This window comes from Stenotrophomonas panacihumi, assembly GCF_001431645.1.
Taxonomy (GTDB): Bacteria; Pseudomonadota; Gammaproteobacteria; order Xanthomonadales; family Xanthomonadaceae; genus Stenotrophomonas_A; species Stenotrophomonas_A panacihumi.
On sequence record NZ_LLXU01000050.1, the window covers coordinates 1 to 25,316 of the forward strand.

General features: G+C 70.1%; 20 protein-coding genes. 11 read left to right on the plus strand and 9 right to left on the minus strand.

Annotated features, from left to right (window positions below):
• The 3 genes from ARC20_RS02520 to ARC20_RS02530 all read left to right on the plus strand — a co-directional run.
• A partial coding sequence (locus ARC20_RS02520; protein WP_057643824.1) for a DUF802 domain-containing protein occupies positions 1–1,855 on the plus strand: 1,855 nt, incomplete at its 5' end.
• The gene (locus ARC20_RS02525) at positions 1,852–2,502 is read left to right on the plus strand and encodes an OmpA family protein (protein ID WP_057643826.1); all 651 of its coding nucleotides are present in this window, start codon (positions 1,852–1,854) and stop codon (positions 2,500–2,502) included. The genes ARC20_RS02520 and ARC20_RS02525, both read left to right, overlap by 4 nt.
• Positions 2,492–3,106 carry a DUF2894 domain-containing protein gene (locus ARC20_RS02530; RefSeq protein ID WP_057643829.1) on the plus strand — a complete coding sequence of 205 codons (615 nt, stop codon included), beginning with the start codon at positions 2,492–2,494 and terminating at the stop codon, positions 3,104–3,106. Before ARC20_RS02525 ends, ARC20_RS02530 begins: the two co-directional genes overlap by 11 nt.
• Before the next feature lie 15 nt (positions 3,107–3,121).
• On the opposite strand, the gene dld is transcribed toward ARC20_RS02530, so the two are convergent.
• From dld to ARC20_RS02550, 4 genes are all read right to left on the minus strand, one after another.
• Positions 3,122–4,831, minus strand: coding sequence for a D-lactate dehydrogenase (dld, locus tag ARC20_RS02535; protein ID WP_057643833.1), 1,710 nt, complete (start codon positions 4,829–4,831; stop codon positions 3,122–3,124).
• 1 nt (position 4,832) lies between these two features.
• Complete coding sequence (gene lldD / locus ARC20_RS02540) at positions 4,833–5,972, minus strand: FMN-dependent L-lactate dehydrogenase LldD (RefSeq protein WP_057643837.1); 1,140 nt, start codon at positions 5,970–5,972, stop codon at positions 4,833–4,835.
• Positions 5,969–6,778, minus strand: coding sequence for a transcriptional regulator LldR (gene lldR / locus ARC20_RS02545; protein WP_057643840.1), 810 nt, complete (start codon positions 6,776–6,778; stop codon positions 5,969–5,971). Before lldR ends, lldD begins: the two co-directional genes overlap by 4 nt.
• Positions 6,779–6,846: 68 nt before the next feature.
• Positions 6,847–7,416, minus strand: coding sequence for a methyltransferase family protein (locus ARC20_RS02550; protein ID WP_425478451.1), 570 nt, complete (start codon positions 7,414–7,416; stop codon positions 6,847–6,849).
• 176 nt (positions 7,417–7,592) lie between these two features.
• On the opposite strand from ARC20_RS02550, the gene ARC20_RS02555 reads away from it, so the two are divergent.
• Both ARC20_RS02555 and ARC20_RS02560 read left to right on the plus strand, forming a co-directional pair.
• Positions 7,593–8,690 (plus strand): sensor histidine kinase, encoded by a 1,098-nt coding sequence (locus ARC20_RS02555; protein WP_057643846.1) that lies wholly within the window; start codon positions 7,593–7,595, stop codon positions 8,688–8,690.
• On the plus strand, positions 8,687–9,325 hold the full coding sequence (locus ARC20_RS02560) for a response regulator (RefSeq protein ID WP_057643850.1): 639 nt from the start codon (positions 8,687–8,689) through the stop codon (positions 9,323–9,325). Before ARC20_RS02555 ends, ARC20_RS02560 begins: the two co-directional genes overlap by 4 nt.
• 10 nt (positions 9,326–9,335) lie before the next feature.
• On the opposite strand, the gene ARC20_RS02565 is transcribed toward ARC20_RS02560, so the two are convergent.
• Both ARC20_RS02565 and ARC20_RS18730 read right to left on the minus strand, forming a co-directional pair.
• Positions 9,336–10,358, minus strand: coding sequence for a sugar kinase (locus tag ARC20_RS02565; protein ID WP_057643854.1), 1,023 nt, complete (start codon positions 10,356–10,358; stop codon positions 9,336–9,338).
• 58 nt (positions 10,359–10,416) lie between these two features.
• Positions 10,417–10,599, minus strand: a complete 183-nt coding sequence (locus ARC20_RS18730; protein ID WP_237642493.1) for a hypothetical protein — start codon at positions 10,597–10,599, stop codon at positions 10,417–10,419.
• A gap of 58 nt (positions 10,600–10,657) precedes the next feature.
• Here ARC20_RS18730 and ARC20_RS02570 point away from each other — a divergent pair, with 58 nt between their 5' ends.
• The 6 genes from ARC20_RS02570 (at position 10,658) to ARC20_RS02595 (ending at position 22,045) form a co-directional block, all read left to right on the plus strand.
• Positions 10,658–13,450: a TonB-dependent receptor gene (locus ARC20_RS02570; RefSeq protein WP_057643857.1), complete on the plus strand. Its 2,793-nt coding sequence runs from the start codon at positions 10,658–10,660 to the stop codon at positions 13,448–13,450.
• 241 nt (positions 13,451–13,691) lie between these two features.
• Positions 13,692–17,465, plus strand: coding sequence for a LamG-like jellyroll fold domain-containing protein (locus ARC20_RS02575; protein ID WP_425480270.1), 3,774 nt, complete (start codon positions 13,692–13,694; stop codon positions 17,463–17,465).
• A 181-nt stretch (positions 17,466–17,646) separates the two neighbouring features.
• Positions 17,647–19,920, plus strand: a complete 2,274-nt coding sequence (locus tag ARC20_RS02580; protein WP_057643860.1) for a TonB-dependent receptor — start codon at positions 17,647–17,649, stop codon at positions 19,918–19,920.
• Positions 19,921–19,951: 31 nt separating this feature from the next.
• On the plus strand, positions 19,952–20,230 hold the full coding sequence (locus ARC20_RS02585) for a hypothetical protein (protein WP_057643864.1): 279 nt from the start codon (positions 19,952–19,954) through the stop codon (positions 20,228–20,230).
• Positions 20,220–20,492, plus strand: a complete 273-nt coding sequence (locus ARC20_RS02590; protein ID WP_057643866.1) for a hypothetical protein — start codon at positions 20,220–20,222, stop codon at positions 20,490–20,492. The genes ARC20_RS02585 and ARC20_RS02590 overlap by 11 nt, the downstream gene beginning before the upstream one ends.
• Positions 20,489–22,045, plus strand: a complete 1,557-nt coding sequence (locus tag ARC20_RS02595; protein ID WP_057643869.1) for a PepSY-associated TM helix domain-containing protein — start codon at positions 20,489–20,491, stop codon at positions 22,043–22,045. The genes ARC20_RS02590 and ARC20_RS02595 overlap by 4 nt, the downstream gene beginning before the upstream one ends.
• A gap of 22 nt (positions 22,046–22,067) precedes the next feature.
• Here the strand turns inward: ARC20_RS02595 and ARC20_RS02600 are convergent, their stop codons facing one another.
• The 3 genes from ARC20_RS02600 to ARC20_RS02610 all read right to left on the minus strand — a co-directional run bounded on the left by ARC20_RS02600 (position 22,068) and on the right by ARC20_RS02610 (position 25,219).
• On the minus strand, positions 22,068–22,508 hold the full coding sequence (locus tag ARC20_RS02600) for a hypothetical protein (RefSeq protein WP_057643872.1): 441 nt from the start codon (positions 22,506–22,508) through the stop codon (positions 22,068–22,070).
• Between the two features lie 81 nt (positions 22,509–22,589).
• Complete coding sequence (locus ARC20_RS02605; protein ID WP_057643876.1) at positions 22,590–24,191, minus strand: carboxylesterase/lipase family protein; 1,602 nt, start codon at positions 24,189–24,191, stop codon at positions 22,590–22,592.
• Positions 24,188–25,219 carry an alpha/beta hydrolase gene (locus tag ARC20_RS02610; protein WP_057643879.1) on the minus strand — a complete coding sequence of 344 codons (1,032 nt, stop codon included), beginning with the start codon at positions 25,217–25,219 and terminating at the stop codon, positions 24,188–24,190. Before ARC20_RS02610 ends, ARC20_RS02605 begins: the two co-directional genes overlap by 4 nt.
• Positions 25,220–25,316: the final 97 nt, after the last annotated feature.

Consider the following 25,316-nt stretch of genomic DNA (forward strand, 5'->3'; position numbering starts at 1 on the left):
CGCATGGCTCGCGCGCCTGCCGTCCTCGCTGCGTGTGCCGGTGCGCCTGCGCATCGAAGGCGAGCGCGTGCCCTTGCCCGCGCCCGGCATGACGCCGTACCTGGTCGGCCTGCTGGTGCTGCTGGGCATGCTCGGCACGCTGCTGGGCATGATGGCCACGCTGCGCGGTACCGGCTTCGCGCTGGAAAGCGCCGCCGACCTGCAGTCGATCCGCGATTCGCTCGCCGCCCCGGTGAAGGGCCTGGGCTTTGCGTTCGGCACCTCCATCGCCGGTGTCGCCAGCTCGGCGATGCTGGGGCTGCTCTCGGCGCTGTGCCGCCGCGAGCGCGTGCAGGCCGTCGAACAGCTCGATGCGAGCATCGCCACCTCGCTGCAGGTGCATTCGCGCGCGCACGAGCGCCACCAGACTTTCCAGCTGCTGCAGGCGCAGGCCGCGCTGATGCCGGTGCTGGTCGAACGGCTGCAGGCGATGGCCGGCAGCCTGGAGCAGCGCGCGGCGGCCGACAGCGAGCGCCAGCAGGCGCAGCAGGCCGATTTCCAGCGCAAGGCACAGGCCGCGCAGGTCGAACTCTCCGCCACGCTGGAACGCGCGCTGCGCACCGCGGTGGCCGAAGGCGCGCTGGCCATCGGGGCGGGCCTGCAGCCGGTGGTGGACGCCACGATGGCGGGTCTGGCGCGCGAAGGGGCCAACACCCATGCGCGCGTGGCGGAGGCGGCGCAGCAGCATTTCGATGCATTGTCCGCGGGGTTGACCGCTTCCAGCACCGCCGCCGCTTCGGCGTGGACGCAGGCCATCGACGAACAGCGGCAGGCCAACGCCGCGCTGGCGACGACGCTCGATGGCGCGCTGTCGCGCTTCAACGAGGACTTCGCGCAGCGCGGTGCCGGCGTGGTCGACGGCGTGTCCGCGCGGATGGAAACCGCCACGCAGGGCATGCACGATGCGTGGGCGCAGGCCCTCTCGCGCCAGGAAGCCGCGAACACCGCGCTCACCGACGCGCAATCGCAGGCGCTGTCCGCCGCGGCCGACGCGCTACAGCGACATGCCGACGCGTGGGTGGATCGCGCGGGCGAATCGCATGCACGGCTGCAGGCGGAACTGGCCGCGCGCGACGAACAGCGCCTGGCCCAGTGGCGCGACACGCTCACCGCCGCCGGCACCACCTTGCGCGAAGACTGGCTGCAGGCCGGCACGGAAGCCGCGCAGCGCCAGCGCGATGCCTGCGACGCCCTGCAGCGCACCGGCGAGGCGTTGGCCACGGCCACGCAGGCGCAGGCCAGCGCGACCATCGAGGAGGTCGCGCGCCTGGTGCAGACCGCCGCGGCCGCGCCGCAGGCCGCCGCCGAAGTCATCGCCGGCCTGCGGCAGACGCTGTCGGAAAGCATGGCGCGCGACAACGACATGCTCGCCGAGCGCAGCCAGATGCTGGCCACGCTCGACACGCTGCTGGCGGCGGTCAACCACGCCTCCACCGAACAGCGCGCGGCCATCGACGCGCTGGTCGCCACCTCTGCCGACCTGCTCGACCGCGTCGGCAGCCGCTTCGCCGAACGCGTCGAAGCCGAAGGCGAGCGCCTGGACGCCGCCGCCGCGCAGCTGGCCGTGGGCGCGACGGAAGTGGCCAGCCTCGGCGATGCCTTCGGTGGCACGCTGCAGTCGTTCGCCGCGGTCAACGAAGCGCTGGCCGAACGCCTGCAGGGCATCGAGCAGGCGCTGGTGCAATCGCTGGCGCGCAGTGACGAACAGTTGGCCTATTACGTCGCGCAGGCGCGCGAAGTGGTGGACCTGAGCATGCTGGCGCAGCGCCAGATCGTGGAAGAGCTGCGTCAGGCGACCGGCGCGGCGGCGGCATGAGCGTCGAGTTCGAGGCCGAGGAGGGCGGCACCGCCCCGGTATGGGCGGCCTTCGGCGACTTGATGTCGGTGCTGCTCGGGGCGTTCGTGCTGATCCTGGTCGGCGTGATCGCCGTGCAGCAGCAGCTCTCCAGCCGGCTGGACGAGGAAATGCGCCAGCGCCAGCACGAGGCGCAGCAGCGCAAGGCGCTGGAGCAGGCGTTGGCCGCGCCGTTGGCGGCGGGCCGGGTGACGTTCGTCGATGGCCGCATCGGCATCCGCGGCAACGTGCTGTTCGCGCTGAATTCCGACCAGCTGCAGCCGGAGGGACGCGAGGTACTGCGCAGCCTGGCGGCGCCGCTGAAGACCTACCTGCAGGGGCGCGACGAGATCCTGATGGTCAGCGGCTTCACCGACGATGGCCAGGTGCACGAGGGCAACCGCCGCTTCGCCGACAACTGGGCGCTGTCGGCCGAGCGCGCGCTGACGGTGACGCGTGCGCTGATCGACGAGGGCGTGCCGGCGTCTTCCGTGTTCGCCGCCGCGTTCGGCGCGCAGCAGCCGGTGGATTCCAATACCAGCGAGGAAGGCCGCGCGCGCAATCGCCGCGTGGAGCTGGCGCCGGTGCCGCGGCAAGGCAAACCGACGGCGGCCCCGCGTGCACACTGAGCACGACGCGACGCAGGCGCGGCTGGCGCAATGGCGCGAAGTGGGCGCGGATGGCTTCGACCCGCCGCGCTTCCGCTTCATCGAAGCGATGGCCTTGCGCGTGTCGCGGCACGAGGGCGTGGCGCGTGACGCGCTGCAGGCGCGCGTCGCGGTGCTGATGGACGCGTATGCATCGGATCTCGCGCAGGCCGATTCCCGCACGGGCGACGCACGCGCCCACGCCTCCGTCGGTGGACCGCTCGCGCCCTTGCTCGGTCGCATGGCCGCCGCGCGCCGCGCACAGGGCACCGACGATGCCGAAGGCCTGCCGCAGCTGCCCGCGTTGAACGAGTTCCGCCAACTATGGGGCGAGCTGCTGGGCGAGCGCCGCCTGCGCCAGTCGCTGGCGCCGCAACCGGAAGACGCCGGCCCGCTCAACTCCGGCGTGCTCGTGCACCGCGCGATGGCGCACATGCGCGCGAGCAGCCCGGAATACCTGCGCCATTTCCTCGCCTATGCCGACCACCTGTGCTGGCTGGAACGCCTCTACCAGGCGCGCACGCCGGCCACGGCCACGCCGTCGAGTCCGGGGCGCCGCGCCGCGCCGCGCAAGCGACGCAGTTGATTCACCCCGCCGGCCTCACGCCGGCGGTTCGGCCCAGCCTTCGCGCCGGTTGGTTTGCCCGATGCCCGGGTTGAACGCGTTGCACGGGTCCAGCTGGCGGTAATGCGCTTCCAGCGCCGGCTTGGCGCGATACAGGTGGCCGACGTTGTGTTCGGCCGGATACTCGGCGCCACGCCGGTCCAGCCCGGCCCACATCGCATGCTCGATTGCCAGCGGGTCGTGGCCCTTGCGCACGATGTAGTCCTGGTGGAACACGTGGCACAGGAAGTGGCCGTAGTAGAGCTTGTGCAGCAGCGTCGCCTCGATGTCCGCCGGCAGCGCTTCCACCCACTGCGCATCGTTGCGGCGCAGCGCCACGTCCAGCGCGACGATGTCTTCCACCGTGTCGCGATGCGCCTGCCGATACCGCACGGCCGCGCCGGCCACCGCGAAGCGATGCAGGAAGGCCTTGCGCGCCTCGTCCTCGTCGCAGCGGAAGAAGCTGCCGCTCGTGCTGGCATTGAAATGCTGCTTGAGGAACAGTTCGACCTGCGGCACTTCCGCGCGGCCCACGCGCAACAGCAGGTGGTGTTCGTAGCGGTCGCGGAAGTCGTACATGCGCTGGGGCAGGTGGCGAGGCAGCAGCCCCATCACGGCCTGGATCAGCCGGTCCGCCGCGCCCGGCAGGCCGATCGCCTCGCACCAGCCATCGACGCGGCTCTTCAGCGCGAACGCCTTCGGCACGCGCGCGGTGCCGAGGTGCTCGATCAGCAGGAAGCTGTCCTTGCCGTACTTCTCGCCGATATCGAACGCGTCGCGGTGCAGGTACTCGCCGGCGATGGGCAGGGTGTCGAACTGCGTGAGCAGGTAGCGGCGTACCGCGGTGAGGTCGTCCGGCGCGTTGGTGCCCAGGTAGAACACCGTGCTGTCCTCGCGCGGGAACGTATCGAGTCGCACCGCGAACACCGCCAGCCTGCCGGCCGAACCCGAGGCTTCGAACAGCCGCACCGGGTCGGCGTTGAAGCGCGCCGGGGTAGTGGCGTCCACCTCGCGCACATGCTGGCCGTAGTGCGCGTCCGAGGCCGCGCGCGTGGGGTCGTCGACGATGTCGCGCTCGACGTACTCACCCGCGTCCAGCCGGCGCAGGATCTCCTCCGGCGCCTCGCCCAGCGCGATGCCGAGGTGGTTCACCAGCTGCAGCTGGCCGTCTTCGCCCAACTGCGCGTAGAGCGCCAGTTCCGTATACGCCGGCCCGCGCCGTACCAGTGCGCCGCCGGAGTTGTTGCATACGCCGCCCATGACCGAGGCACCGATGCACGACGACCCGATCACCGAGTGAGGTTCGCGATGCAGCGGCGCGAGCGCCTGTTCGAGCTGGTCCAGCGTCGCGCCCGGCAGGCATACCACCTGGCGGCCGTCGCGGATCAGCCGGATGCCGCGCAGCCGCTGCGTGCTGATCATCACCACCGGGCGGTCGTAGCCGTCGCCATCGGGCGTGGAGCCGCCGGTCAGGCCGGTGTTGGCCGCCTGCAGGATCACGATGCAGCGCGCCGTCACGCAGGCCTGCAGCACCTGCCACATCTCCACCAGGCTGCCCGGCCGCACCACCGCCAGCACCGGGCCATCGCCGAAGCGGTAGCCCTTGCGATAGCGGCGCGTGGCGCGCTCGCCAGTCACTACGTGGGCGGCGCCGGCGATGGCGCGCAGCCGCGCCAGGACGTCATGCGCGGAAGCTGCGCCGTCCATCTCAGGCGTCCCGCACCAGCAGCTGGCGGTTGATGTCGGCAATCGACTTGGCACCGGTGAGGATCATCGCCACGCGCATCTCCTTCTCGATCAGGTCCAGCAGGTTCGCCACGCCGGCTTCGCCCGCCGCGGCCAGCGCGTAGACGAACGCGCGGCCCAGCAGCACGCCATCGGCGCCCAGTGCCAGCATACGCACGACATCCAGCCCGTTGCGGATACCCGAGTCGGCCAGGATGCGCAGATCGCCCTGCACCGCATCGGCGATGGCCGGCAGGGCGCGTGCCGTGGACGGTACGCCGTCGAGCTGCCGCCCGCCATGGTTGGAGACGACGATGCCGTCCGCGCCGAAGCGCACCGCTTCGCGCGCGTCGTCCGCGTCGAGGATGCCCTTGATGACCATCGGGCCCTGCCAGAACTCGCGGATCCACGCCAGGTCCTTCCACGAGATCGAATGGTCGAAGTTGCTGCCGAGCCAGCCGATGTAATCGGCCAGCCCGGTGGGATGGCCGCGATAGGTGGAGATGTTGCCGAGGTCGTGCGGACGGCCGCGCAGGCCCACGTCCCATGCCCAGCGCGGATGGGTGACGGCCTGCAGCATGCGCCGCAGCGACGCATTCGGCCCGCTCATGCCCGAGTGCGCGTCGCGGTAGCGCGCGCCCGGCGTGGGCATGTCGACGGTGAACACCAGCGTGGTGACGCCGGCCGCGCGCGCGCGTTCCAGCGCATTGCGCATGAAACCGCGGTCGCGCAGCACGTAGAGCTGGAACCACATCGGCCGCTCGATGGCGGGCGCGACTTCCTCGATCGGGCACACCGACACCGTGGAAAGCGTGAACGGCACGCCCTTGCGCGCCGCGGCCCGGGCGGCCTGGACCTCGCCGCGGCGGGCATACATGCCGGTCAGGCCGACCGGCGCCAGCGCCACCGGCAGCGCGAGGCGCTCGCCGAACAGCTCGGTCTCCAGGCTCACGCCGCTCATGTCCTGCAGTACGCGCTGGCGCAGGGCGATGTCGGCGAGGTCTTCCACGTTGCGACGCAGCGTGCGTTCGGCGTACGCGCCGCCGTCGATGTAATGGAACAGGAAAGGCGGCAGGCGTGACTGCGCCGCGGCGCGGTAATCGGTGGAGGCGGAAATGATCATGGAGTGCGAAGGGCAGGGGAGGGGAGGCGCGAGGCGCGGTCGCGTCGCGCGGCGTTGTCTTCGAGCGCGCGCAGCGCGTCGTGGACGAAGGCGAGATGGCGTTCGGCGGCATCGCGCGCGGCGGGCGCGTCGCCGGCGAGGATGGCGTCGCGCAGTGCCTGGTGCTGCCGGGCCAGCGCCGGGCCGGTGCGCGGGTCGCGATACAGCGCCTGGCGGCTCTGCGAGATGTTGGTCTGCAGGAGGGTGAACAGCCCGCGCATCACCTGCACCAGCACGAGGTTGTGCGAGGCCTCGGCGATGGCCAGGTGGAAGCGTGCGTCCGCCTGCGCTTCGGCGGCGGCGTCCTCGCGCGCATGCGCATCGGTCATCGCATCGAACGCGGCGCCGATGCGGGCGCGGTCCTCGTCGGTGGCGCGCAGGGCCGCGTGCCAGGCGGTGGCGCCTTCGAGGGCGTGGCGGGTTTCCAGCACGTCGAAGCGATAGGCCGGGTCGGCTTGCAGCACCGTGCCGGCGTCGAAGAGCGGTTCGACGACCGAAGCCGTCGCGCCGGAAGGTGCCTGCACGTAAGTGCCGCCCCCGGCCCGCGTGGCCAGCAGGCCGAGGCTGGCCAGCTGCTGGATCGCCTCGCGCACGACGCTGCGCGAGACCCCCAGTTCAAGGCTCAGGGCGCGCTCGGCCGGCAGGCGCTGGCCGGGTTGCAGGTCGCGTTCGGCGATCAGGCGGCGCAGCTGCGCCGCGGTGCGGTCGGAGAGCCGGTCGGCCTCTGCTGCATCTGGTCTGACCGGTTCTGTAGTTGAGGCAGCCATGGGGCGACATTAGGCGCCCCAGGCCGCACGAGATCAAGCAAACGCGGTGTTTCGATCGGGATATCTGGTCAGACCAATCGCGTCGGCAGCAGGCGGCCCGTCTGCGCGGCGTAGGCCGGATAGGCCTGCGGGAAGGCCTCGCGCAGGGCCGCTTCCTCGACCTGGATACGGCGGCGGAAAGCCCAGTACACCGGCACGCACAGCAGCGGCAGCGCGAACACGTTGGCCAGGCCGACGCCCAGGCCCAGGAAGCACAGCAGCGCGCCGGTGTAGGAAGGGTGGCGCACCCAGCGGTAGGGCCCGTGGCGGACGAGTTCGTGGCCCTGCTGCACGCTGACATCCACGGTGAAGAAGCGTGCGAGCACGTGGATCGACCACATGCGCAGTGCCAGCCCGCCGCCGATCAGCGCGCAGCCGGCCCAGCGCATCGGCGCCTGCCATTCGGCGGGCAGGTGGCCGTGGCCGGAGATCGTGACGGCCACGGCGGCGGCGATGCCCAGCATCAGCAGGCGCCACAGCAGGCCGAGCGTGCCGGCGTCGCGGCCACCGCCATCGGCGGCGCGGCGGCGCAGGCCCAGCCAGATTTCATTCGCGGCCCAGGCCAGGTTGAGGGCGAGGAACAGCAGCTGCGGCTGCACGGGCGCGGCGTGGGCGGTGATGGCGATCATGGGACGGCCTCCTCTGGGGATGTGGCCAGTCTCCGCGCGGCGCGCGTGCCCGTCAGGAGCCGGTGGTCATCGAAGCGACCTGCCGGAAGTCACTTTCTCGGGCCGCCCCATTGCCGCGGCGTGGCGCGGGCTGCCAGCATCGCCCCATGCCCGCCTTCCTGCGCGAACTGCTCAAGCCCCTCAGCCTGGCCGGCCTGCTGACGCTGGGCGCCATCGCGCTGTCGTTCACCCTGACCGAATCGCCGTACGGGCCCTGGCGCTGGATCGCCTGGGGCGCCTTCGTGCTGGGCTTCATCGTGCAGGGCGACGTGCCGCGGCGCGTGGACCATGCACTGCTGCTCGTGCAGGCGTGCATCGCGATGGTGCTGGTGTGGATGGAGATCCGCACCGGCACTGCGCCCGTGCTGACGGTGATCGTGGTGGCGATGGCCGCGCGCCGCTGGCCGCGCCTGGCGGTGTGGGGCCTGGCGCTGGCGATGGACATCGCGATGTACCTGATGCTCCTGCGGCTGGACGACTTCAAGCCGTGGCTGGTCGTCTCGCTGTACGGCGGTTTCCAGGCCTTCGCCGCGCTGACCACCTACTACGCGATGGAAGCCGGTCGCACGCGTGACGCGCTGATGCACGTCAATGCCGACCTGCTCGCCACCCGTGCCCTGTTGGCCGACAGCGCCCGCGACGCCGAGCGCCTGCGGCTGTCGCGCGAACTGCACGACGTGGCCGGCCACAAGCTGACCGCCATGCGCCTCAACCTGCGCCGGCTCGCCGCCGACCCCGCGTTGGCCGGGCATGCCGAACTGGCGCTGGCCGAACAGCTCTCGGCCGAACTGCTGGGCGACATCCGCAACGTCGTGCGCTCGATGCGCGACGACCCCGGCATGAACCTGGAAACCGCGTTGCGCGCCCTGGCCGCGCCGTTCCCGCGCCCGGCCCTGGCCGTGCACATCGATCCGCAGGTGCGCATCCGCGATACCCACGTGGCCGAGACCGTGCTGCGGCTGGCGCAGGAATCGCTCACCAATGCCGCGCGCCACGCCGATGCCGACCACGTGCGCCTGCATCTTTCGCAACGCGACGACATGCTCTGCGTGGACATCGAGGACGACGGCGCCGCGCCGGCCCGCCTGTGCGAGGGCAACGGCATCGCCGGCATGCGCGAGCGGGTGGCCGCGCTGCAAGGCCAACTGGAACTGGGGCGTGGCACTCGCGGCGGACTGCGCCTGAGTGCGAAACTGCCGACATGACTTCTCCGCCGCTTCGCCTCGCCTTGGCCGACGACCAGATCCTCGTGCGCGCGGGCCTGCGCGCGTTGCTGCAGGACCAGGGGCTGGTCGTGGCGATCGAGGCCGACGACGGCCAGTCGCTGCTCGACCAGCTGCAGCCCGGCAGCGTGGACGTGGTGCTGAGCGATATCCGCATGCCCGGGCTGGATGGCATCGAGGCCCTGCGCGCCCTGCGCGCGCGCGGCGACGAGGTACCGGTGCTGCTGCTGACCACCTTCGACGATGCCGACCTGCTGCTGCGGGCGCGCGAAGCCGGCGCGCAGGGCTTCCTGCTCAAGGACGCCGCGCCGGAAGACCTGCGCGAGGCCATCGCGCGGGTGGCGGCAGGCGAGACGTTGCTGCAGCCGGTGAGCACCGACCCGGTGCGCGCGCGCTACCGCTATCGCGACGAAGCGCCGCCCACCGACACCTTCGGCGAGCGCGAGGTGGCGATCCTGCGGCTGCTGGCCGGTGGCTACTCGAACAAGGAAATCGCGCGCACGCTGTTCCTGGCCGAGGGCACGGTGAAGAACTACGTGTCCAACATCCTCGACAAGCTCGGCACGCGCGACCGCACGCGCGCGGTATTGAAGGCGATCACGCTGCGGGTGATCTGAGCGGCTGCGCTCAGCGCCGCACGTCGAACCGCCCCTCGCCGATCAGCGCCTCCACCTCGGCCACCGACACCGGATTGAAGTCGCCGGGGATCGTGTGCTTCAAGCACGCCGCGGCCAGCCCGAAGCGCACCGCCGCCTCCGCGCCTTGCCCGTCGATCAGGCCGTGCAGCACGCCCGCGGCGAATGCATCGCCGCCGCCGATGCGATCGACGATCCCCGTCACCGATTCGGCCGGCGCCAGCGCCTCGGTGCCATCGCGGCCCAGCAGCATCGCGCCCAGGCTGTGGTGGTCCACGCTGAGCGTGGCGCGCTGCGTGCACGCCATCCAGCGCAGCTGCGGGAACGCCTCGAACGCCATCGCCGCCGCGGCGCGCACGCGCTCGCGCACGTCTTCCTGGGGGAACTCGCCGCCGAGCACCACGCCGATGTCGCGATAGTCGGCAAACACGATGTCCGCGCAGGCGAACAGCTCGCGCAACACGCCGGCGGCGTCGCCCTGCCAGCGCTGCCACAGCTTCGGGCGGAAATTGCCGTCGAAGGAGACGCGCACGCCGAGTTCGCGCGCGCGCCGCGCCGCGTCGATCGTGGCCTGCGCCGCGTCCGGGCCGAGCGCGGGGCTCACGCCGGACAGGTGCAGCCAATCGGCGCCGGCGAGCAGCGCGTTCCAGTCGTAATCGTGCGGCGTGGCCAGCGCGAAGGCCGAATCTGCGCGGTCGTAGACGACTTCGCTGGCGCGATGGCCCGCGCCGGTCGTGAGGAAGTACAGGCCCATGCGGCCGGGCACCGCGCGCACGCCGGCGGTGTCCACGCCGTGCCGGCGCAGTTCGCCGGTGGCCGCGGCCCCCAGCGGGTTATCGGCCACCGTGCCGAGCATGGCCACCTCGTGTCCGAAGTGCGCCAGCGACACCGCGACATTGGCTTCCGCGCCGCCGATGTGCACGTCCAGCCGGGGCGACTGCAGCAGCAGCTCCCGGCCCGGGGCGCCCAGGCGCAACAACAGTTCTCCGAAACAGACCACGCGGGTACGGCGCATACGGCTTTCCTTGGGGCGGATGGGGCAACGGGGTCCAGTGTGAAACTGACCATCGGTGTCATTCTAGGGGGTCGGCGAAATCGGGTGCCAGCGTCACGGTTGGGGCGGCTTTGAGCACCGTTGGCGCAACAATGCGCCAGAACCTGCCCGTATTGACTACGGAAACGTCGCAAACCTTGCTGCGCTGCAAGATGTGACGCTGTGAAACAGCTGCTAACGTCTTTTTGACCAGCGGTGTCATGCGCTGGAACACAACGCAGAAAGACCACGTAGTTCATGGACCCTTGGGAGGGGAGGACATGCAATCTCGTATTTCGAGCCGGAAGACACCGGTTACCTTGCTCGCGCTTTCGATCGGCCTCGCCCTGCAGGCGGGCAACGCGTTCGCCCAGTCCGCCGAACAGCCGGATCCGACCGGCCACCAGGCGCAGGAGGCGATCGGTGCCGAGCAGGCCCAGGGCGCCGTCGACCTGGATACCGTGACCGTCACCGGCTACCGCGCCTCGGTTGAGAAGGCGCTGGACATCAAGCGCGGCGAGACCGGCATGGTCGACGCCATCGTGGCCGAGGATATCGCCAACTTCCCGGACACCAACCTGGCCGAATCGCTGCAGCGCATCCCGGGCGTGGTCATCACCCGCGACGCCGGCGAAGGCCGCAACATCTCGGTGCGTGGCCTGGGCCCGGATTTCACCCGCGTGCGCATCAACGGCATGGAGGCGCTGACCACCGTCGGCGGCTCGGACCAGTCCGGCGGCTCGAACCGTTCGCGTGGCTTCGACTTCAACGTCTTCGCCTCGGACCTGTTCACCCAGCTGATCGTGCGCAAGACCGCCTCGGCCGACGTGGAAGAAGGCTCGCTCGGCGCGACCGTCGACCTGCGCACCGCGCATCCGTTCGACTATGACGGCTTCACCATGGCCGGCAGCGCGCAAGCCGCCTACAACGACATGGCCGAGAAGGCCGACCCGCGCGTCGCCGGCCTGATCGCCAATACCTGGGCCGATGGCACGTTCGGCGCGCTGTTCTCCTTCGCCTATTCCGAGCGCCAGCTGCTGGAAGAAGGCAGCAACTCCGGCCGCTGGGCCGGCGGCACCGCCAACAACGGCTTCAACCCGGCCTCGCCGTTCCAGGAAGCCCGCAGCGCCACCGTGTGGAGCCCGCGCTTCCCGCGCTACACGCTGATGGAACACGAGCAGAAGCGCACCGGCCTCACCGGCTCGCTGCAGTGGAAGCCGGGCGACAACACCGAGTTCACCCTCGACGGCATGTACTCCAAGATCGATGCCAAGCGCACCGAGAAGTACATCGAGGCGATCTCCTTCTCGCGCGGCGCCTCGCAGGGCGGCAAGCCGGAGATGATCGTCAACGACGGTTACATCGACCCGAACACCGGCGCGCTGCTGTACGGCCAGTTCGACAACGTCGATATCCGCACCGAGCACCGCTACGACGAGTGGAACACCACCTTCAAGCAGCTCTCGCTCGCCGGTGAGCATCGCTTCAGCGACATCTTCAAGATCAACGGCCAGGTCGGCACCTCGAGCTCCAAGCACGAGAACCCGATCCAGACCACGATCATCATGGACAAGCTCAACGTCGACGGCTACAGCTACGACTACCGGGGCAACAGCCGCTCGCCGGTGTTCGACTATGGCATCGACCCGACCGACGGCACCGGCTGGACGCTGGCCGAAATCCGCCTGCGTCCGCAGTACGTCGACAACGACTACGACATCGCCGACCTCGACTTCACCTGGAACATGGCCTCGGCCTTCACCCTGAAGGGCGGCGTGCAGTACAAGGACTACACCTTCAAGACCCGAGAGCTGCGCCGTGCGTCGGAAGTGTCGGTGCCGAACTTCTCCACCGGCAACAAGATCGTGCCGGTCGAGTACACCGAGCTGGCCAGCCTCGGCGGCATCACCGGCAACCCGGGCACCTGGGTGATCCCGAACCTGGACGCCATCGCCGACGCGCTGGACATCTACAGCAACAGCGGCACCTTCGCCCTGGCCGAGCGTGCGGTGAACACCCGCAGCGTGGAAGAGAAGGACACCGGCTTCTGGCTGATGGGCGACTTCGGCTTCGACATCGGCAACGTGCCCTTCAGCGGCAACATCGGCGGGCGCTACGTCAAGACCAAGCAGTCCTCGACCGGCTACGCGACGATCGGCTCGGCGCTGGTGAACACCACGGTGGATCGCGAGTACAACGACTTCCTGCCGTCGATGAACCTGGTCGCCAACATCACCCCGGACTTCCTGATCCGCTTCGGCGCGGCGAAGGTGATGTCGCGTCCGGGCCTGGGCAGCCTGACCCCGGGCGTGACGGTCAACGTCTCCGGCGGTGCGCGCACCGTCAGCGGCGGCAATCCGAACCTCAACCCGATCCGCGCCAAGACCGCCGACCTGGGCTTCGAGTGGTACTTCGACGAAGGCTCGATGCTCGGCCTGGCGCTGTTCTACAAGGACATCGAGAGCTTCGTGCAGACCGCCCGCACCGTGATGCCGTACTCGGCCAGCGGCCTGCCGGTGAGCCTGCTCGAGGGCACCGGCGCGGCGGCCACCGACGACTTCACCTTCAGCGTGCCGCTCAACACCCCCGGCGGCGACCTGAAGGGTGCCGAGTTCAACTACACGCAGCCCTTCAGCTTCCTGCCGGGCAAGTGGTCGAACTTCGGCGTGCAGGTGAACTACACCTACGTCGATTCGAAGATCCAGTACCTGACCACCACCGGTGCCAACTCGCTGGAAACCGACCTGACCGGCTTGTCGAAGAACTCGTACAACGGCACGCTGTTCTATGAAGGCGAGAAGATCAGCGGCCGCGTCTCGTACACCCACCGCGACGACTACCTGACCCAGGTGCCGGCGACGGAAGCGGGCTTCGACGTGCACGGCATGACCGCGGTGAACACGGTGGATGCCTCGTTGAGCTACAAGGTCGACGACCACCTGCAGTTCACCCTGGAAGGCATCAACCTGACCAACGAGGCCTCCGACGAGTGGGTCGGCTCGGAATGGAAGCTGCCGCTGCAGTACAGCGAGTTCGGCCGGCAGGTGATGCTGGGCGTTCGCTACAAGTTCTGACGTGAGTGACCCCGCATCCCCGGCCCAGGCCGGGGATGCGGCTTTTGATGGTGCGGTGCAGGATGTCGCCTGGCGGCGGGATCGTTAGCTTGGCCCGCTTTCGCGGCTTCATTGGCCGCGGTGGCGCGGGACCGCGCCGGCCGCGCTCGTGGAGCCCGGCCTGGATCCATTGCCCGGGGATAGCGTGTTGATGGCCTGCCTTGCTTCGTTCCGTACCCGCCTGCCGGCGCCGCGCGCCGTGCTGCTTGCCTGCCTCGCCGCGGCGTTTCCGCTGTCGGCTTTCGCCGCCGACCCGCAGCTGCTGTTCCGCGTCTCGGCCGACCAGGGCTTCAATGCCGACGTCGCCGCCGGCGATGCGGTGCCCAACTTCCGCGACAAGGTCAAACGCGTCCCGACCGGCGTGAAGGGCGACGCGATCGAGTGGGCTGACGACGGCGTGCTGTCCTGGAACGCGCCCGGGAATCTCTACGCCGCGCGCGGCACGCTCTCCTTCTTCTGGCGCTCGCGCTACGCCGTGGGCGAGGCGCCGTTCGTGATCTTCCGCGTCGGCTACGCCGACCACACCAGCTGGGACATGGCCTGGCTGCGCATCGACTGGAACGGCCACGGCTTCGATGCCTTCGTCACCGATGCCAACCTCGCGCGCACGCGGGTGTCGTTCCGCATGCCCACGCTGCCGGCCCCCAGTGACTGGACGCATATCGCCTTCGGCTGGGATGAAACCCGCGGCGTGCGGCTCTTCGTGGATGGGCGCGAAGTCGAGCGCGTGGAGACCACGGCGGACTACGATGCGGCGCTCGACCAGTTCGGCCTGGCCGGGCGGGTGATGTCCCCGCACCAGGTGCAGAGCCGCTACAACTTCCTGCGTGGCAGCGACTTCGACGAGATCCGCGTCTACGACCGCATGCTCGATGCCGCCGGCATCGCGGCGCTGGCGCAGGCGCGCGAGCCCGCGGCCACCGCGCAGGACGAGGAGGGGCAGCGCCAGGCGTGGTTGCATCGTTATGGCTTCGACCATGCCGCACCGCCGGTGCTGGACGATGCCGTCACCCGCATCCGCAAGGTCGAGTTCGCCGATGCGCGCGACATGAAGGCCTGGATGTGGAAGGCCACCGACGGCATCGCCGAGACCACCTGGCCGGGCGTCTACAACCGCTCGCGCCTGCCGGGCCGCAACGACTACTTCCAGCTGCCGGACTGGAACGTATATGTCGACGGCGGCAAGGCGCTGACCCTGACGCTGCCGGACGAACCCTTCAATCGCATCGAGATCCGCGGCGCTGCCTACGGGCAGGCCGACTACACCGCGCCCGGCCAGGCCGCGCAGCCGCTGTTCCAGCGCCCGCGGGGCGTGGTGCGCAGCGTGGACAGCTTCGCCGCCCGTCGCGGCGGCACGCTGCGCTTCACCAACACCGCGCAGGAAACGCCGATCCAGGAAATCTGGGCCTATGACGTGGGCGCGGGCGAAGTGCCCAGTGGCAGCGTCACCCTGCGTTACACCGTGCGCAGCGATATCGCCCCGGATTACGACAACCTCGCCCCGCTGCGCCAGTACATCGCCGGGCGCCACCCGGCCGCGGAGCGCGACACCGTGGTCGCGCTGCCGGCCAAGGCGCCCGCGCGCAAGCGCAGCGAACCGAGTGCCGTCGCGCAGCGCCCGCTGGTGCACGTGCTGGTGCCTTCCACGCTCGGCCAGCCGCCGTCCGACCAGCCGCTGATGCGCAGCTGGGCCTATGGCTGGGAGAACATGCACGACGGGCTGGACGGCATCGCGCTGGATATCCCGGCGCTCGACCTGCTGGCGGGCCCCGATGGCCTGATCCCGCTCAACATCCGGGTGAAGGATCCGCTGTGGCCGGCGCGCGACATGATCGACGTGTCGGTCTCGGTGCGCCCGAAGCAGGCGCGCACGCTGTGGCTGGACCTGCGCGACCGCCTGCTCACCGACGACAGCCTGATGATCGACATCGCCTCGGCGGCATCGGGCTTCAACGGCCGCGCGCTCGACGGCATGGGCGTGCGTCTGGTGTTCAAGCCGCGCGAGGCGGCGAAGGCGGAGCACGTCGCCGACCGCTTCAACCAGGTCAAGGACAACTGGGGCTTCCTCGTCGAGGAACACACCACCTCGCAGCGCCAGCTGCTGTATCGCCGCCTGCATCGCGACATCAGCGACCTGCTGCGCGTGGACCCGGAGCACGCGCTGGGCCGCGAATACTGGAACGACATCAGCTACGGCAACCAGTCGCCGCTGCCGGTGGCGTTGCCCGAGGTGCCGAAGGGCACGCCGGCCTGGGCGTTCTGGCAGCTGGAAAACCTGAAGACCACGCGCCGCTACATCCATTGGTGGATCGACCAGCGCCAGGTGCCTTATGGCGATTTCGGCGGCGGCATCTCCGACGACACCGACCTGACCCAGCAATGGCCGGGCATGGCGCTGATGGGCGTGGACCCGGACGCCCTCAATGCCTCGATGACCGCGCTGTCGGACGCGAACTACCGCAACGGCATGTTCACCGATGGCCTGTCCACCATCGAGACCGACGAGCTGCACAGCTACGAGGAAGGCATCAACCTCAACAGCCAGATGCTCTACCTCAACTGGGGCGACCCGCTGACGGTCGAGCGGCTGATGGCGACGGTGAAGGCGTTCGACCGCATCATCCAGGTCAATCCGCAGGGTCACCTGCTGTTCGCCAGCAACTGGTTCGGCGGGCGCAAGGTGTATCGCGAACCGAACTGGCAGTGGCAGAAGCCGTATTCGTTCCCGATCCTGCACCCGGCGATGCTGCTGGGCGTCTACAACGCCGATGCCGACAGCCGGCGCATCGTCACCGGCCTGGCCGATGGCTATCTCGCCCACGCATACCAGACCGACAAGGGCCAGTGGGCGCTGCCCAACGAGATCAACTGGGCGACCGGCGCCACGCGCGGCGGCGAACTGTTCGACGGCAGCGGCGGCCCGGACGTGCTGCATACCTTCTGGGCGGCGTGGCGGTTCTCCGGGGGTGAGGCGCGCTACCTGCAGCCGCTGGATTACCGCGTGCGCCGCGCCGGGCCCGATGGCCTGTCGCTGCTCAACGAGAACTTCCTCGATGCCCTGGGCAAGCGTGCCAGCTGGGGTGCCGAGCTCGCCACGCTGGCCGACAAGCCGGACACCGTGCCCGACTTCGCGCATTACGTCGCCTGGGAAAACAGCGGCGACAAGCGCTACCTGGAAACGCTGTATCGCAGCGAGACCCGCGAGAAGCTGCAGAACTTCTACATGAACACCGAAGGCCACTGGTGGTCGGACCGCGTCGAGTCGCCCACGGTGAACCTGCAGCGTGCCCGCCTCGGCGGCGTGGCGCTCAAGCGCAACCAGACTTATCCGGGCAACACGGTGAGCTGGCGCTTCGACGACCCGGAGGCCGCCGTGCAGGTCGCGCTGTTGCTGCCGCAGCCGCGGCCGGACCGCTTCAAGGTGATCGCCTGGAACGGCAGCGGCAAACCGCAGCGGGCGTTGATGACCGGATGGAACGTCACCGCCGGCCACTGGCGGATGCGCAGCGGCGTGGACCGCGATGGCGATGACGCCATCGACGGCAAGGCGCAGGTGCGCGAGTTCGACTTCGCGCGCAGCACGTCGACCGAAGTGGCGTTCGCCCGCGGCGCGACGGTGATGGAATTCGAGCTGGTGCAGGCGACCGACCCGGTCGAGCTGCGCGCCGACATCGGCATCGGCCGCGGCGATTTGCGCCGCGAAGGCGATGCGCTGGTGGCGACCGTGCACAGCCTCGGCCATGCGGATGCACCCGCCGGCACCGCGGTGCTGGTGGATGCGCGCGGGCGCGAGCTGGCGCGTGCCGCGTTCGGCGCGCTGCCGGCGCCGCGTGACCTGCTGCCGAAGACGCAGGACGTTCGACTGAGGGTGCCGGCCGGTGCCGACCTGCGCGGTGCGAGGGTGCGGCTCTCGCTGGAGGGGCAGGGCGGGGAAGTGACGCGCACCAACAATGAGGTAGCCGTGCCGGCGATGTAGCGGGCCTGCCGGGTCGCGGCGGAGGCCGCGCCCGCGGGAGGTGGTTCGACTGCGGGAAAGGGCAGGCCGTGGCGTCGTCGCGCGCGGCCTGCTAGATTGCGCGCCGATGCCGCCCGGGGAGGGCGGAACCCTTCGGGCCAGCCTACGCCACGCCCTTCTACCGACTGTCGGAGAAGTTCGCATGCGCGTTGCCCGCACGGCCCTGGCCGTGGCCATTTCCTCGTTGCTGTCCCTGCCCGCGCTGGCCGCCGAAGCGCCGCCGCCGGCCGACGCCACCACGCTCGACCGCATCGTCGTCACCGGCGAGAAGTCGCAGCGCTCGCTGCAGGACACCCCCACCAGCGTCGCGGTCACCACCTCGGTGCGGATCGAGCAGGAAAACCTGCAGACGCTCTACGAAGTGTTCAACCGCACCGCCAACGTCGCGCAGACCTACGGCGATGCCGGCTTCACCATCCGTGGCATCCGCGATACCGACGGCGGCGGCGCCGCGCCGCTGGCGACCATCTACCTCGACGGCGCCGCCCTGCCGCAGAGCGTGATCAGTTCCGGCCCGACCAACCTGTGGGATCTGTCGCAGGTGGAAATCCTGCGCGGCCCGCAGTCCACCATCCAGGGCGAGAACGCGCTGGCCGGCGCCATCGTGCTGCGCACCGCCGACCCGACCATGGACTGGGAAGGCAAGGCGCGCGTGCTGGCATCCGACCCCTCGGACCGCAACCTCGCCTTTGCCTTCGGCGGCCCGCTGCTGGAGGACGAGCTGGCGTTTCGCGTGGCGGCCGAACATCGCAGCTTCGACGGCTATAACTGGAACGTGACGCGCGAGGCGCCGGACGACTCGCTCGAGACCACCCAGTACCGCGCCAAGCTGCTGTGGACGCCGAAGGCGATCGAGGGCCTGCTGGTGCGGCTGGGCTACACCCAGGCGCAGCGCACCGGCCCCTACCAGTTCAACTACGTGCGCAGCGACGTGCCGGACTGGCGCGAGCGGCGCATCAGCACGGCGGACTACCCGGACCGGGGCCGCACCGATGCCGACGTCGCCAACCTGGAGATCGACTACGCCATCAACGATGCGTGGTCGCTGTCAGCGGCCACGGCCTGGAACAAGGTGCATACGCTGCGCGGCTACGACGGCGACCGCACGGCCGATCCCATCAGTTACGGCCAGCAGGACGTGCTCAACCGCACCTTCTCGCAGGAAGTGCGCGCGAACTACGACGGCGAGCGCCTGGACGGGCTGGTCGGCCTGTACTACTCGCGCCACGACGACCGCAACGACGCCAGCAGCCGCACCAACGTCAACACGCCGGTCGGCACGATCAGCGCGTTGCTGCAGGGCGCCGGCTTCCCGGCCGCCGCCGCCACGCAGATCGCCGATGCCTACGCGCAGGTGCTGCCGGTCATCCCGGTCGACTACGCCAGCACCACGCCCACGCGCTCGGAAAACCGCGCGCTGTTCGCCGACGGCAGCTTCCAGGTCGCCGGCGGCTTCTCGCTGATCGGCGGCTTCCGCTACGACCGCCAGCGCTATGAACTGGCCTCGGACACGCAGGCCACGTTCGTGGGCCAGTATCCCAACCCGGCCGCGTTCGGCGCGCCGGGCACGCCGCTCTACCTGGCGGTGGCGGCCATCAACCAGGGCGTGGCCGGGCTGGTCGATTCGGCGGCCGGCAGCGTGCCGCAAAGCACGCGCGACTTCACCGCCTTCCTGCCCAAGGGGGGCATGCGCTACGAGTGGACGCCGGACCTGTCGGCCAGCTTCGTCGTGCAGCGCGGCTACCGTTCCGGCGGTTCGAGCTTCAACATCGCGCGCAGCCAGACCGTGGCCTACGACCCGGAATACACCTGGAACTACGAAGGCTCGCTGCGTTCGCAGTGGCTGGACGGCCGCTTCACGCTCAACGCCAATGCGTACTACGTGGACTGGAAGGACAAGCAGGTCATCGCCTACTTCGGCCTCAACGATTACGACTACAACACCGTCAACGCCGGGCGCGCGCACCTGTACGGCTTCGAGGTGGAAGCCAGCCACCGGGTGAACCCCGGGTTCGACTGGTATGGCTCGGTGGGCTATTCGCGTACCCGCTACGACGAGTTCCAGACGGTGATGGATGCGCAGATCACCGACTATTCGGGCCAGGAATTCGCCTACGCCCCGCATTGGACGGCGGCGGTGGGCGGCAATTTCCGCTTCGCCGAGTACTGGGTCGCCAACCTCAATGCCAACTACCGCGACAAGGTCTACACCGACGTGGGCGCCGCGCCGACCCAGCTGGCTTCGCGCACGCTGGTCAACGGCCGCTTCGGCTACGAGACGCTGGACTGGAGCGCGTGGATCTTCGCCAACAACCTGTTCGACGTGAAGTACGTGCAGTACCGCTGGTCCGACGACCCCGTCGCGATCCTCGGCGCGCCGCGCAGCGTCGGCATCGGCTTCCAGGCGAACTGGTAAGCCGCCCCCGCATGACCCAGGAGCCCTGCCCATGAACTGGCTGTACCTGCCACTGGCCGCCGCTTCGGCGCTGGCTTTCTATCTCGCCACCGCGCACCAGCAGCTGTGGCTGGCGGCGCGCGCGCGGCCTTCGCGGGTGCGCGCCCTGGCCTGGGCATTGGCAGTGGCCGCGCTGGCCGTGGCGATGCTCGCGCTCGGCACCTGGGCAGGCGTGTTCTCCGCGCTGACCGCCTTCATGCTGGTGGCCGTCGCGCTGCCGTGGATCGACGTGGCGCGCCGCCTGCGCCGGGAGCGTCGCCATGTGGGGTAAATCGCTCGCCGCCGCGTTGCTGGGCTTGCCGTTCGCCACCGCCTGGGTGGGCCTGGCCGCGCTGCTGTGGCCGGGGTCGTTGGCGGTCAACACGCTGCCGTGGCTGCTGCTCGCCTTCCCGGTGTGGATTGGCGCGATGGCATTCGCGTTCGTGTGTCGCAGCGGGCTGCGGGCCTGGCTGTGGCTGGGCGGCCTGACCGCCCTGGGTTTCGTGCTGGTGTACGTGGTGAAGATGTTGGGCTGGACGGAGCTGACGCCATGAAGGTTGCGACCCTGCGCAGTTTCCTCTCGGTGCACACCTGGGTCGGCCTGGTCGCCGGCATGGCGTTGTTCATCGCCTTCTACGCCGGCGCGATCACCGTGTTCTCGCACGAGCTGACCGGCTGGCAGAACGCGCGCGCCACGCCCGCCGCAAGTACCGACGTGCCGCCGTTGCAGGCGGCGCAGGCGCTGGTGGACAAGGTGGTGGCCACGCACCCGAAGGCGGCCGAGGCGTTCTACCTGATGCTGCCCGGCGAGCATGGCCCGGAGCCGGCGCTGTACTGGTACGAGCAAGGCGCGGCCGGCAACGTGGCCCACCACTTCCGCCTGGACGCCGATGGCGCGTTGCGCGAACTGCCGCAGCGCAGCGGCTTCGTGGATTTCGTCTACGACCTGCATTTCACAGCGGGCCTGCCGCGCACGTTCGGCACCTACCTGTTCGGCGTGGTGTGCATCCTCTACGGGCTTGCGCTGGTCAGCGGCGTGGTGATCTACGCGCCGGTGTTCCTGAAGGACCTGTTCGCGCTGCGCTGGGGCCGCAACGTCAAGCGCTGGTGGCAGGACGCGCACAACGTGATCGGCATGCTCTCGCTGCCGTTCCACGTGATCTTTGCCTGGTCCGGTGCGGTGCTCACGCTGGGCGTCCTGCTGCTGGCGCCGTTCCAGTTCCTGGTGTTCAACGGCAAGCTGATGCAGGTGCTGGAGTCGGACTTCGAACTGGCCGCGCACGTGGCGCCGGCCAACGTGGCCGCGCCGACCCGTTCGGTGGCCGAACTGATGGCGCACGCGCAGGCCGCCATGCCGGGGCTTGCGGCGGATAGCGTCTCGTACCACGACTTCGGCGATGCGAACGCGCGCATCGAAGTCTATGGCCACATGGAGCAGCGCAAGCTCAACCGGCTCGCAGGCGTGGCCATGGAGGGCGCGACGGGGAAGGTGCTGCGCGTGGTCGAGCCGGCGAACATGTCGCCCGGGATGGCTTCGCTGCGCGGCCTGCAGACGCTGCACTTCGGCGATTTCGCCGGCGCACCGGTGCAGTGGCTGTATTTCCTGCTGGGCCTCGGCGGCGCATTCCTGTTCTATAGCGGCAACCTGCTGTGGATCGAGGCGCGCCGCAAGCGCCGGCAGGTCGTGCAGCCGCGCCGGACCCAGGTGATGGCACGGATCACCCTCGGCGTGTGCCTGGGGTGCGTGGCGGGCGTGTCGGCGTTGTTCATCGCCGCGCGCCTGCTGCCGGAAGGCCACGAGCCTGCCATCTACTACGCCGTGTTCGGCCTCTCGTTGCTGTGGGCCGGGGTGCGGCCCGCGGCGCGCGGCGCGGTCGAACTGCTGTGGCTCTGCGCTGCACTGACCGTGCTGGTGCCGGTGGCGGGCCTGGTCGGCCCGCAGGGCTTCCTCGCGCCCTGGTCCGATGGGCTCGTGCTCGTGGTGGACCTGTGCGCGCTGCTGCTGGCCTGGGTTTACGCGGCGCTGGCGCGTGGCGTGCGTCGCCGCGCATTGCAGGGCGAGGCCAACAGCGTGTGGTCGCTGCAGGCAGCGCCCGCTGCAGAGTGAGGCCACCCCGGCCCTGGCGACGCTAGGGCGGGGGCTCGACCTGCTGGATCTCCGGCTCCTCCAGCAACAGGCGGCGCAACAGCAGATCCAGCTCCCGCAACACGGCGTCGGTGTCCTGCCGGCGCCAGCCCAGCCGCCACCACGCGGGGCGTTCGCATGCGGCATGGCAGTGCCACAGCACGGTATCTGCGCGCACCACCTCGGGGGCGGGGCCGTCCTCCTCCATCAGCACGCCACCACAGCCGACCCACAGGCATTGCGGGTGGCGGCTGACCACGATGCACCACCCCCATGGCGTGGGATACAGGCGGGCACCGCGGTATCCGGCCGCGACGAGGCCATCGCGCAGCCAGTGCGCCAGCACGCGACCGTAGATGCCGGGGCTGGTATCCAGATCCTCATCGGGAAGCACCGGGAAGCGCGTGGCGCGGAACCAGTAACACGCGGGTGAATAACCTTCCATCGTCCTGTCCTGCATGGAGTACGGAACGATGGTGGCAAGCCGGCGTGGTGGCCTACAGCGGGGCCATGCCGGCGGGATTCGTCAGAAAGTACCGCGCTGGATGAAGGGAACTTGCGCGTAGAAGCGCCGTTCCCCGCCGCGTGGATCATCCGCCAGCGAGGGCGTGCGGTCGAACAGCAGGGTCTGCCGGCGCGCGAGGTCATAACGCTCCCAGCGGGGCAGGCCGGCGTGGTTCGGGTCGCCGTGGCGCGCGAAGGCCAGCAGCGCCTCGCTCATTCGCGCGGCCATCGCCTTCGCCTCCTCGCCCTGTCCGGTACGCGCCTCGGCGCGGTCGATGTTGTCGAACACCAGCGGGATGTCGAGCGTGTGGTACGCGCCCAGTTGCGGTTGCAACGGCGAGGCCCAGTCGAGCTGGTAGGCCCAGGTGGGCGATGGCTGGCGCGCACGCGCTTCCAGTTCCTCCACCGCGCCGCGCCACGAGCGGCCGGCGGTGGTGGCGGCGAAGAAGACATCCGACGGCGTGTACTGCGGATACAGCCGGCGGTACTCGGCGATGACGACCTGCGGCGAGAGATCCACGTACTGCTGCTTCTCCAGCCGGGCCGGCAGTTCCTCCCAGGTGAGGGCGAAATTCTTCGCGTCGTGGCCGAGGAAGGCGCGCGTTTCGTCGTGCGTGTTGCCGATCACCAGCGGAATGCCGGCCGACTGCGCGGGCGCATCCGGCCAGAACGGATGCCGCGGCAGGCTGCGTGAATCGAGCACGGGGCCGAGATACAGCGCGGTGTCCTCGGCACGCGAGGGGTCGCGCACCTGCGCGGCGGCGATCAGGTCGGCCGCCGGCAGCGTACGCACGCGATCGACCTGCGCGGGCGTGAGCTTCAGTGCATCCAGCACCATCGCCGCGCGTTGGGCCGCGGCGCGGGGTCCGCAGGCGGTGACCTGCTGCCCGCTCATCGTCCACGCACGGTGGAACAGGCCGCGCGCGGCGGGCATCGCCATCAGCGTGGCGATCTTCGCGCCGCCGCCCGATTGCCCGAATACGGTGACATTGCCGGCGTCGCCGCCGAACTCGGCCGCATGCGCGTGGACCCATTGCAGCGCCTGCACCAGGTCCAGCTGCCCGACGTTGCCGGCATCGGCGAGGTCGGGCGCGCCGAACGGCGCGAGGTACAGGTAGCCGAAAGCGTTGAGCCGATGATTGACGGTCACCACCACCACGTCGCCGCGCCGGCACAGGTTCGTGCCGTCGTACAGCGGGCTGCTGCCGGAGCCGTTGTTGTACGCGCCGCCGTGGATATAGAACAGGATCGGCCGCTTGCGGCCGTCGCGCAGGCCGGGCGTCCAGACGTTGAGGCGCAGGCAATCCTCGCTGGAGGCTTCGTCGGCTTTCGGTTGCGGGGAAGCCGGGCCGTAGGCGAGTGCATCGCGCACGCCTTGCCAGGGCAGTTCGATGCGCGGCGGCAGGAAGCGTTGGTGCGTGGTGTCCGCGCCGTAAGGAATGCCTTTGAAGACGGCGACGCCGCGCTCGCGATAGCCGCGCAGCTGCCCGCCGCGCACGCGCGCCAGCGGGGATTCGCTCGCATCGATGGAAGCTGCGCTGGCCCATGCGGGCAGCGCGCTGGCGAGCATCGTGCCCGCCGTGGCCCGCAGGAAATCACGGCGCCCGGAATCGGTCGTGCTCATGGCGACACCTCGCGTTGCGCGTCGATCCACGCCAGCGCCAGCCGCGGCCAGGCGGCCGCGGTGAGGCCGGCGGTGCCACGGATTCCGAAGCCGTGGCCGCCGCGCGGGAACAGGTGCATCTCCGCCGGGATGCCGGCCGCGCGCAAGGCGCCGTAGAACAGCAGGCTGTTTTCCACCGGCACGACGGTGTCGTCCTGGGCGTGCACCAGGAACGTGGGCGGCGTGGCGGCGGTGACGTGCCGCTGCGGCGAATACTGCTGCATGCGATCGGCTTGCGGCGCATCGCCCAGCAACTGCTGGCGCGAGCCGGCGTGCGTGGCGATGCCGGTCATGTCGATCACCGGGTAGACCAGCAGCTGGAAATCGGGGCGCGCCGGCACGCGGTCGATGGCATCGCGCGCTGCATGCAGCGTCTCGTCGTAGCGCGTGCCGAGGCTGGCGGCCAGGTGGCCGCCGGCGGAAAAGCCCATCACGCCGATCCGGTGTGGATCGACGCCCCATTCGTTGGCCCGTGCGCGAATCAACCGCAAGGCGCGTTGCGCATCGGCCAGCGGTGCGTCGGCGCCGTCCGCATGCCCTTCGCCGGGCAGGCGATAGCGCAGCACGAACAGCGTCACGCCGCCTTGCTCGACGAACGACGGCACCAGCGCCGAGCCTTCCTTGTCCAGCACGATGCGTGCGTAGCCGCCGCCGGGGATCACCAGCAGCGCGGCACCGTTGGGGTGCGCCGGGCGCTGCACCACCAGATAGGGCCGGTTGACGTGGTCAACGAAGCGATCCGGCAAGGCCGGGTCGGTGCTGCGCTCCAGCGTGCGCTGCGGCTGGGTCAGTGCTCGGTCGCCCGGCGCGAGCCCGTCGCCGGGCCACAGGGGGATGCGGCCCGCCTGCTCGGCGGCGGTCTCCGTGGTGGGCCATGCCGGGGGTTCCGCCGCGTGCGCGGGGGCCAGCCAGGCGATGAGCCACAGGCTCGCCAGGCACGGAATCAAACGGCGCGCTGGGCGCGCGGATACGACAAGACGACGGTGCATCGGCCCCTCCCAAGGCTTGGCGGGACAAGGCCTTGCGGTTTTGCCGCAGTGCACATTGCCCATGACACCGGTTTACCATATACATCGTTCCGTGCCA

Coding starts and splice junctions, on each gene's coding strand:
- ARC20_RS02525 (WP_057643826.1), top strand. CDS start 1,852: ATGAGCGTCGAGTTCGAGGCCGAGGAGGGCGGCACCGCCCCGGTATGG.
- dld (WP_057643833.1), bottom strand. CDS start 4,831: ATGGACGGCGCAGCTTCCGCGCATGACGTCCTGGCGCGGCTGCGCGCC.
- lldD (WP_057643837.1), bottom strand. CDS start 5,972: ATGATCATTTCCGCCTCCACCGATTACCGCGCCGCGGCGCAGTCACGC.
- lldR (WP_057643840.1), bottom strand. CDS start 6,778: ATGGCTGCCTCAACTACAGAACCGGTCAGACCAGATGCAGCAGAGGCC.
- ARC20_RS02555 (WP_057643846.1), top strand. CDS start 7,593: ATGCCCGCCTTCCTGCGCGAACTGCTCAAGCCCCTCAGCCTGGCCGGC.
- ARC20_RS02560 (WP_057643850.1), top strand. CDS start 8,687: ATGACTTCTCCGCCGCTTCGCCTCGCCTTGGCCGACGACCAGATCCTC.
- ARC20_RS02565 (WP_057643854.1), bottom strand. CDS start 10,358: ATGCGCCGTACCCGCGTGGTCTGTTTCGGAGAACTGTTGTTGCGCCTG.
- ARC20_RS18730 (WP_237642493.1), bottom strand. CDS start 10,599: ATGACACCGCTGGTCAAAAAGACGTTAGCAGCTGTTTCACAGCGTCAC.
- ARC20_RS02570 (WP_057643857.1), top strand. CDS start 10,658: ATGCAATCTCGTATTTCGAGCCGGAAGACACCGGTTACCTTGCTCGCG.
- ARC20_RS02580 (WP_057643860.1), top strand. CDS start 17,647: ATGCGCGTTGCCCGCACGGCCCTGGCCGTGGCCATTTCCTCGTTGCTG.
- ARC20_RS02585 (WP_057643864.1), top strand. CDS start 19,952: ATGAACTGGCTGTACCTGCCACTGGCCGCCGCTTCGGCGCTGGCTTTC.
- ARC20_RS02590 (WP_057643866.1), top strand. CDS start 20,220: ATGTGGGGTAAATCGCTCGCCGCCGCGTTGCTGGGCTTGCCGTTCGCC.
- ARC20_RS02595 (WP_057643869.1), top strand. CDS start 20,489: ATGAAGGTTGCGACCCTGCGCAGTTTCCTCTCGGTGCACACCTGGGTC.
- ARC20_RS02600 (WP_057643872.1), bottom strand. CDS start 22,508: ATGGAAGGTTATTCACCCGCGTGTTACTGGTTCCGCGCCACGCGCTTC.
- ARC20_RS02605 (WP_057643876.1), bottom strand. CDS start 24,191: ATGAGCACGACCGATTCCGGGCGCCGTGATTTCCTGCGGGCCACGGCG.
- ARC20_RS02610 (WP_057643879.1), bottom strand. CDS start 25,219: ATGCACCGTCGTCTTGTCGTATCCGCGCGCCCAGCGCGCCGTTTGATT.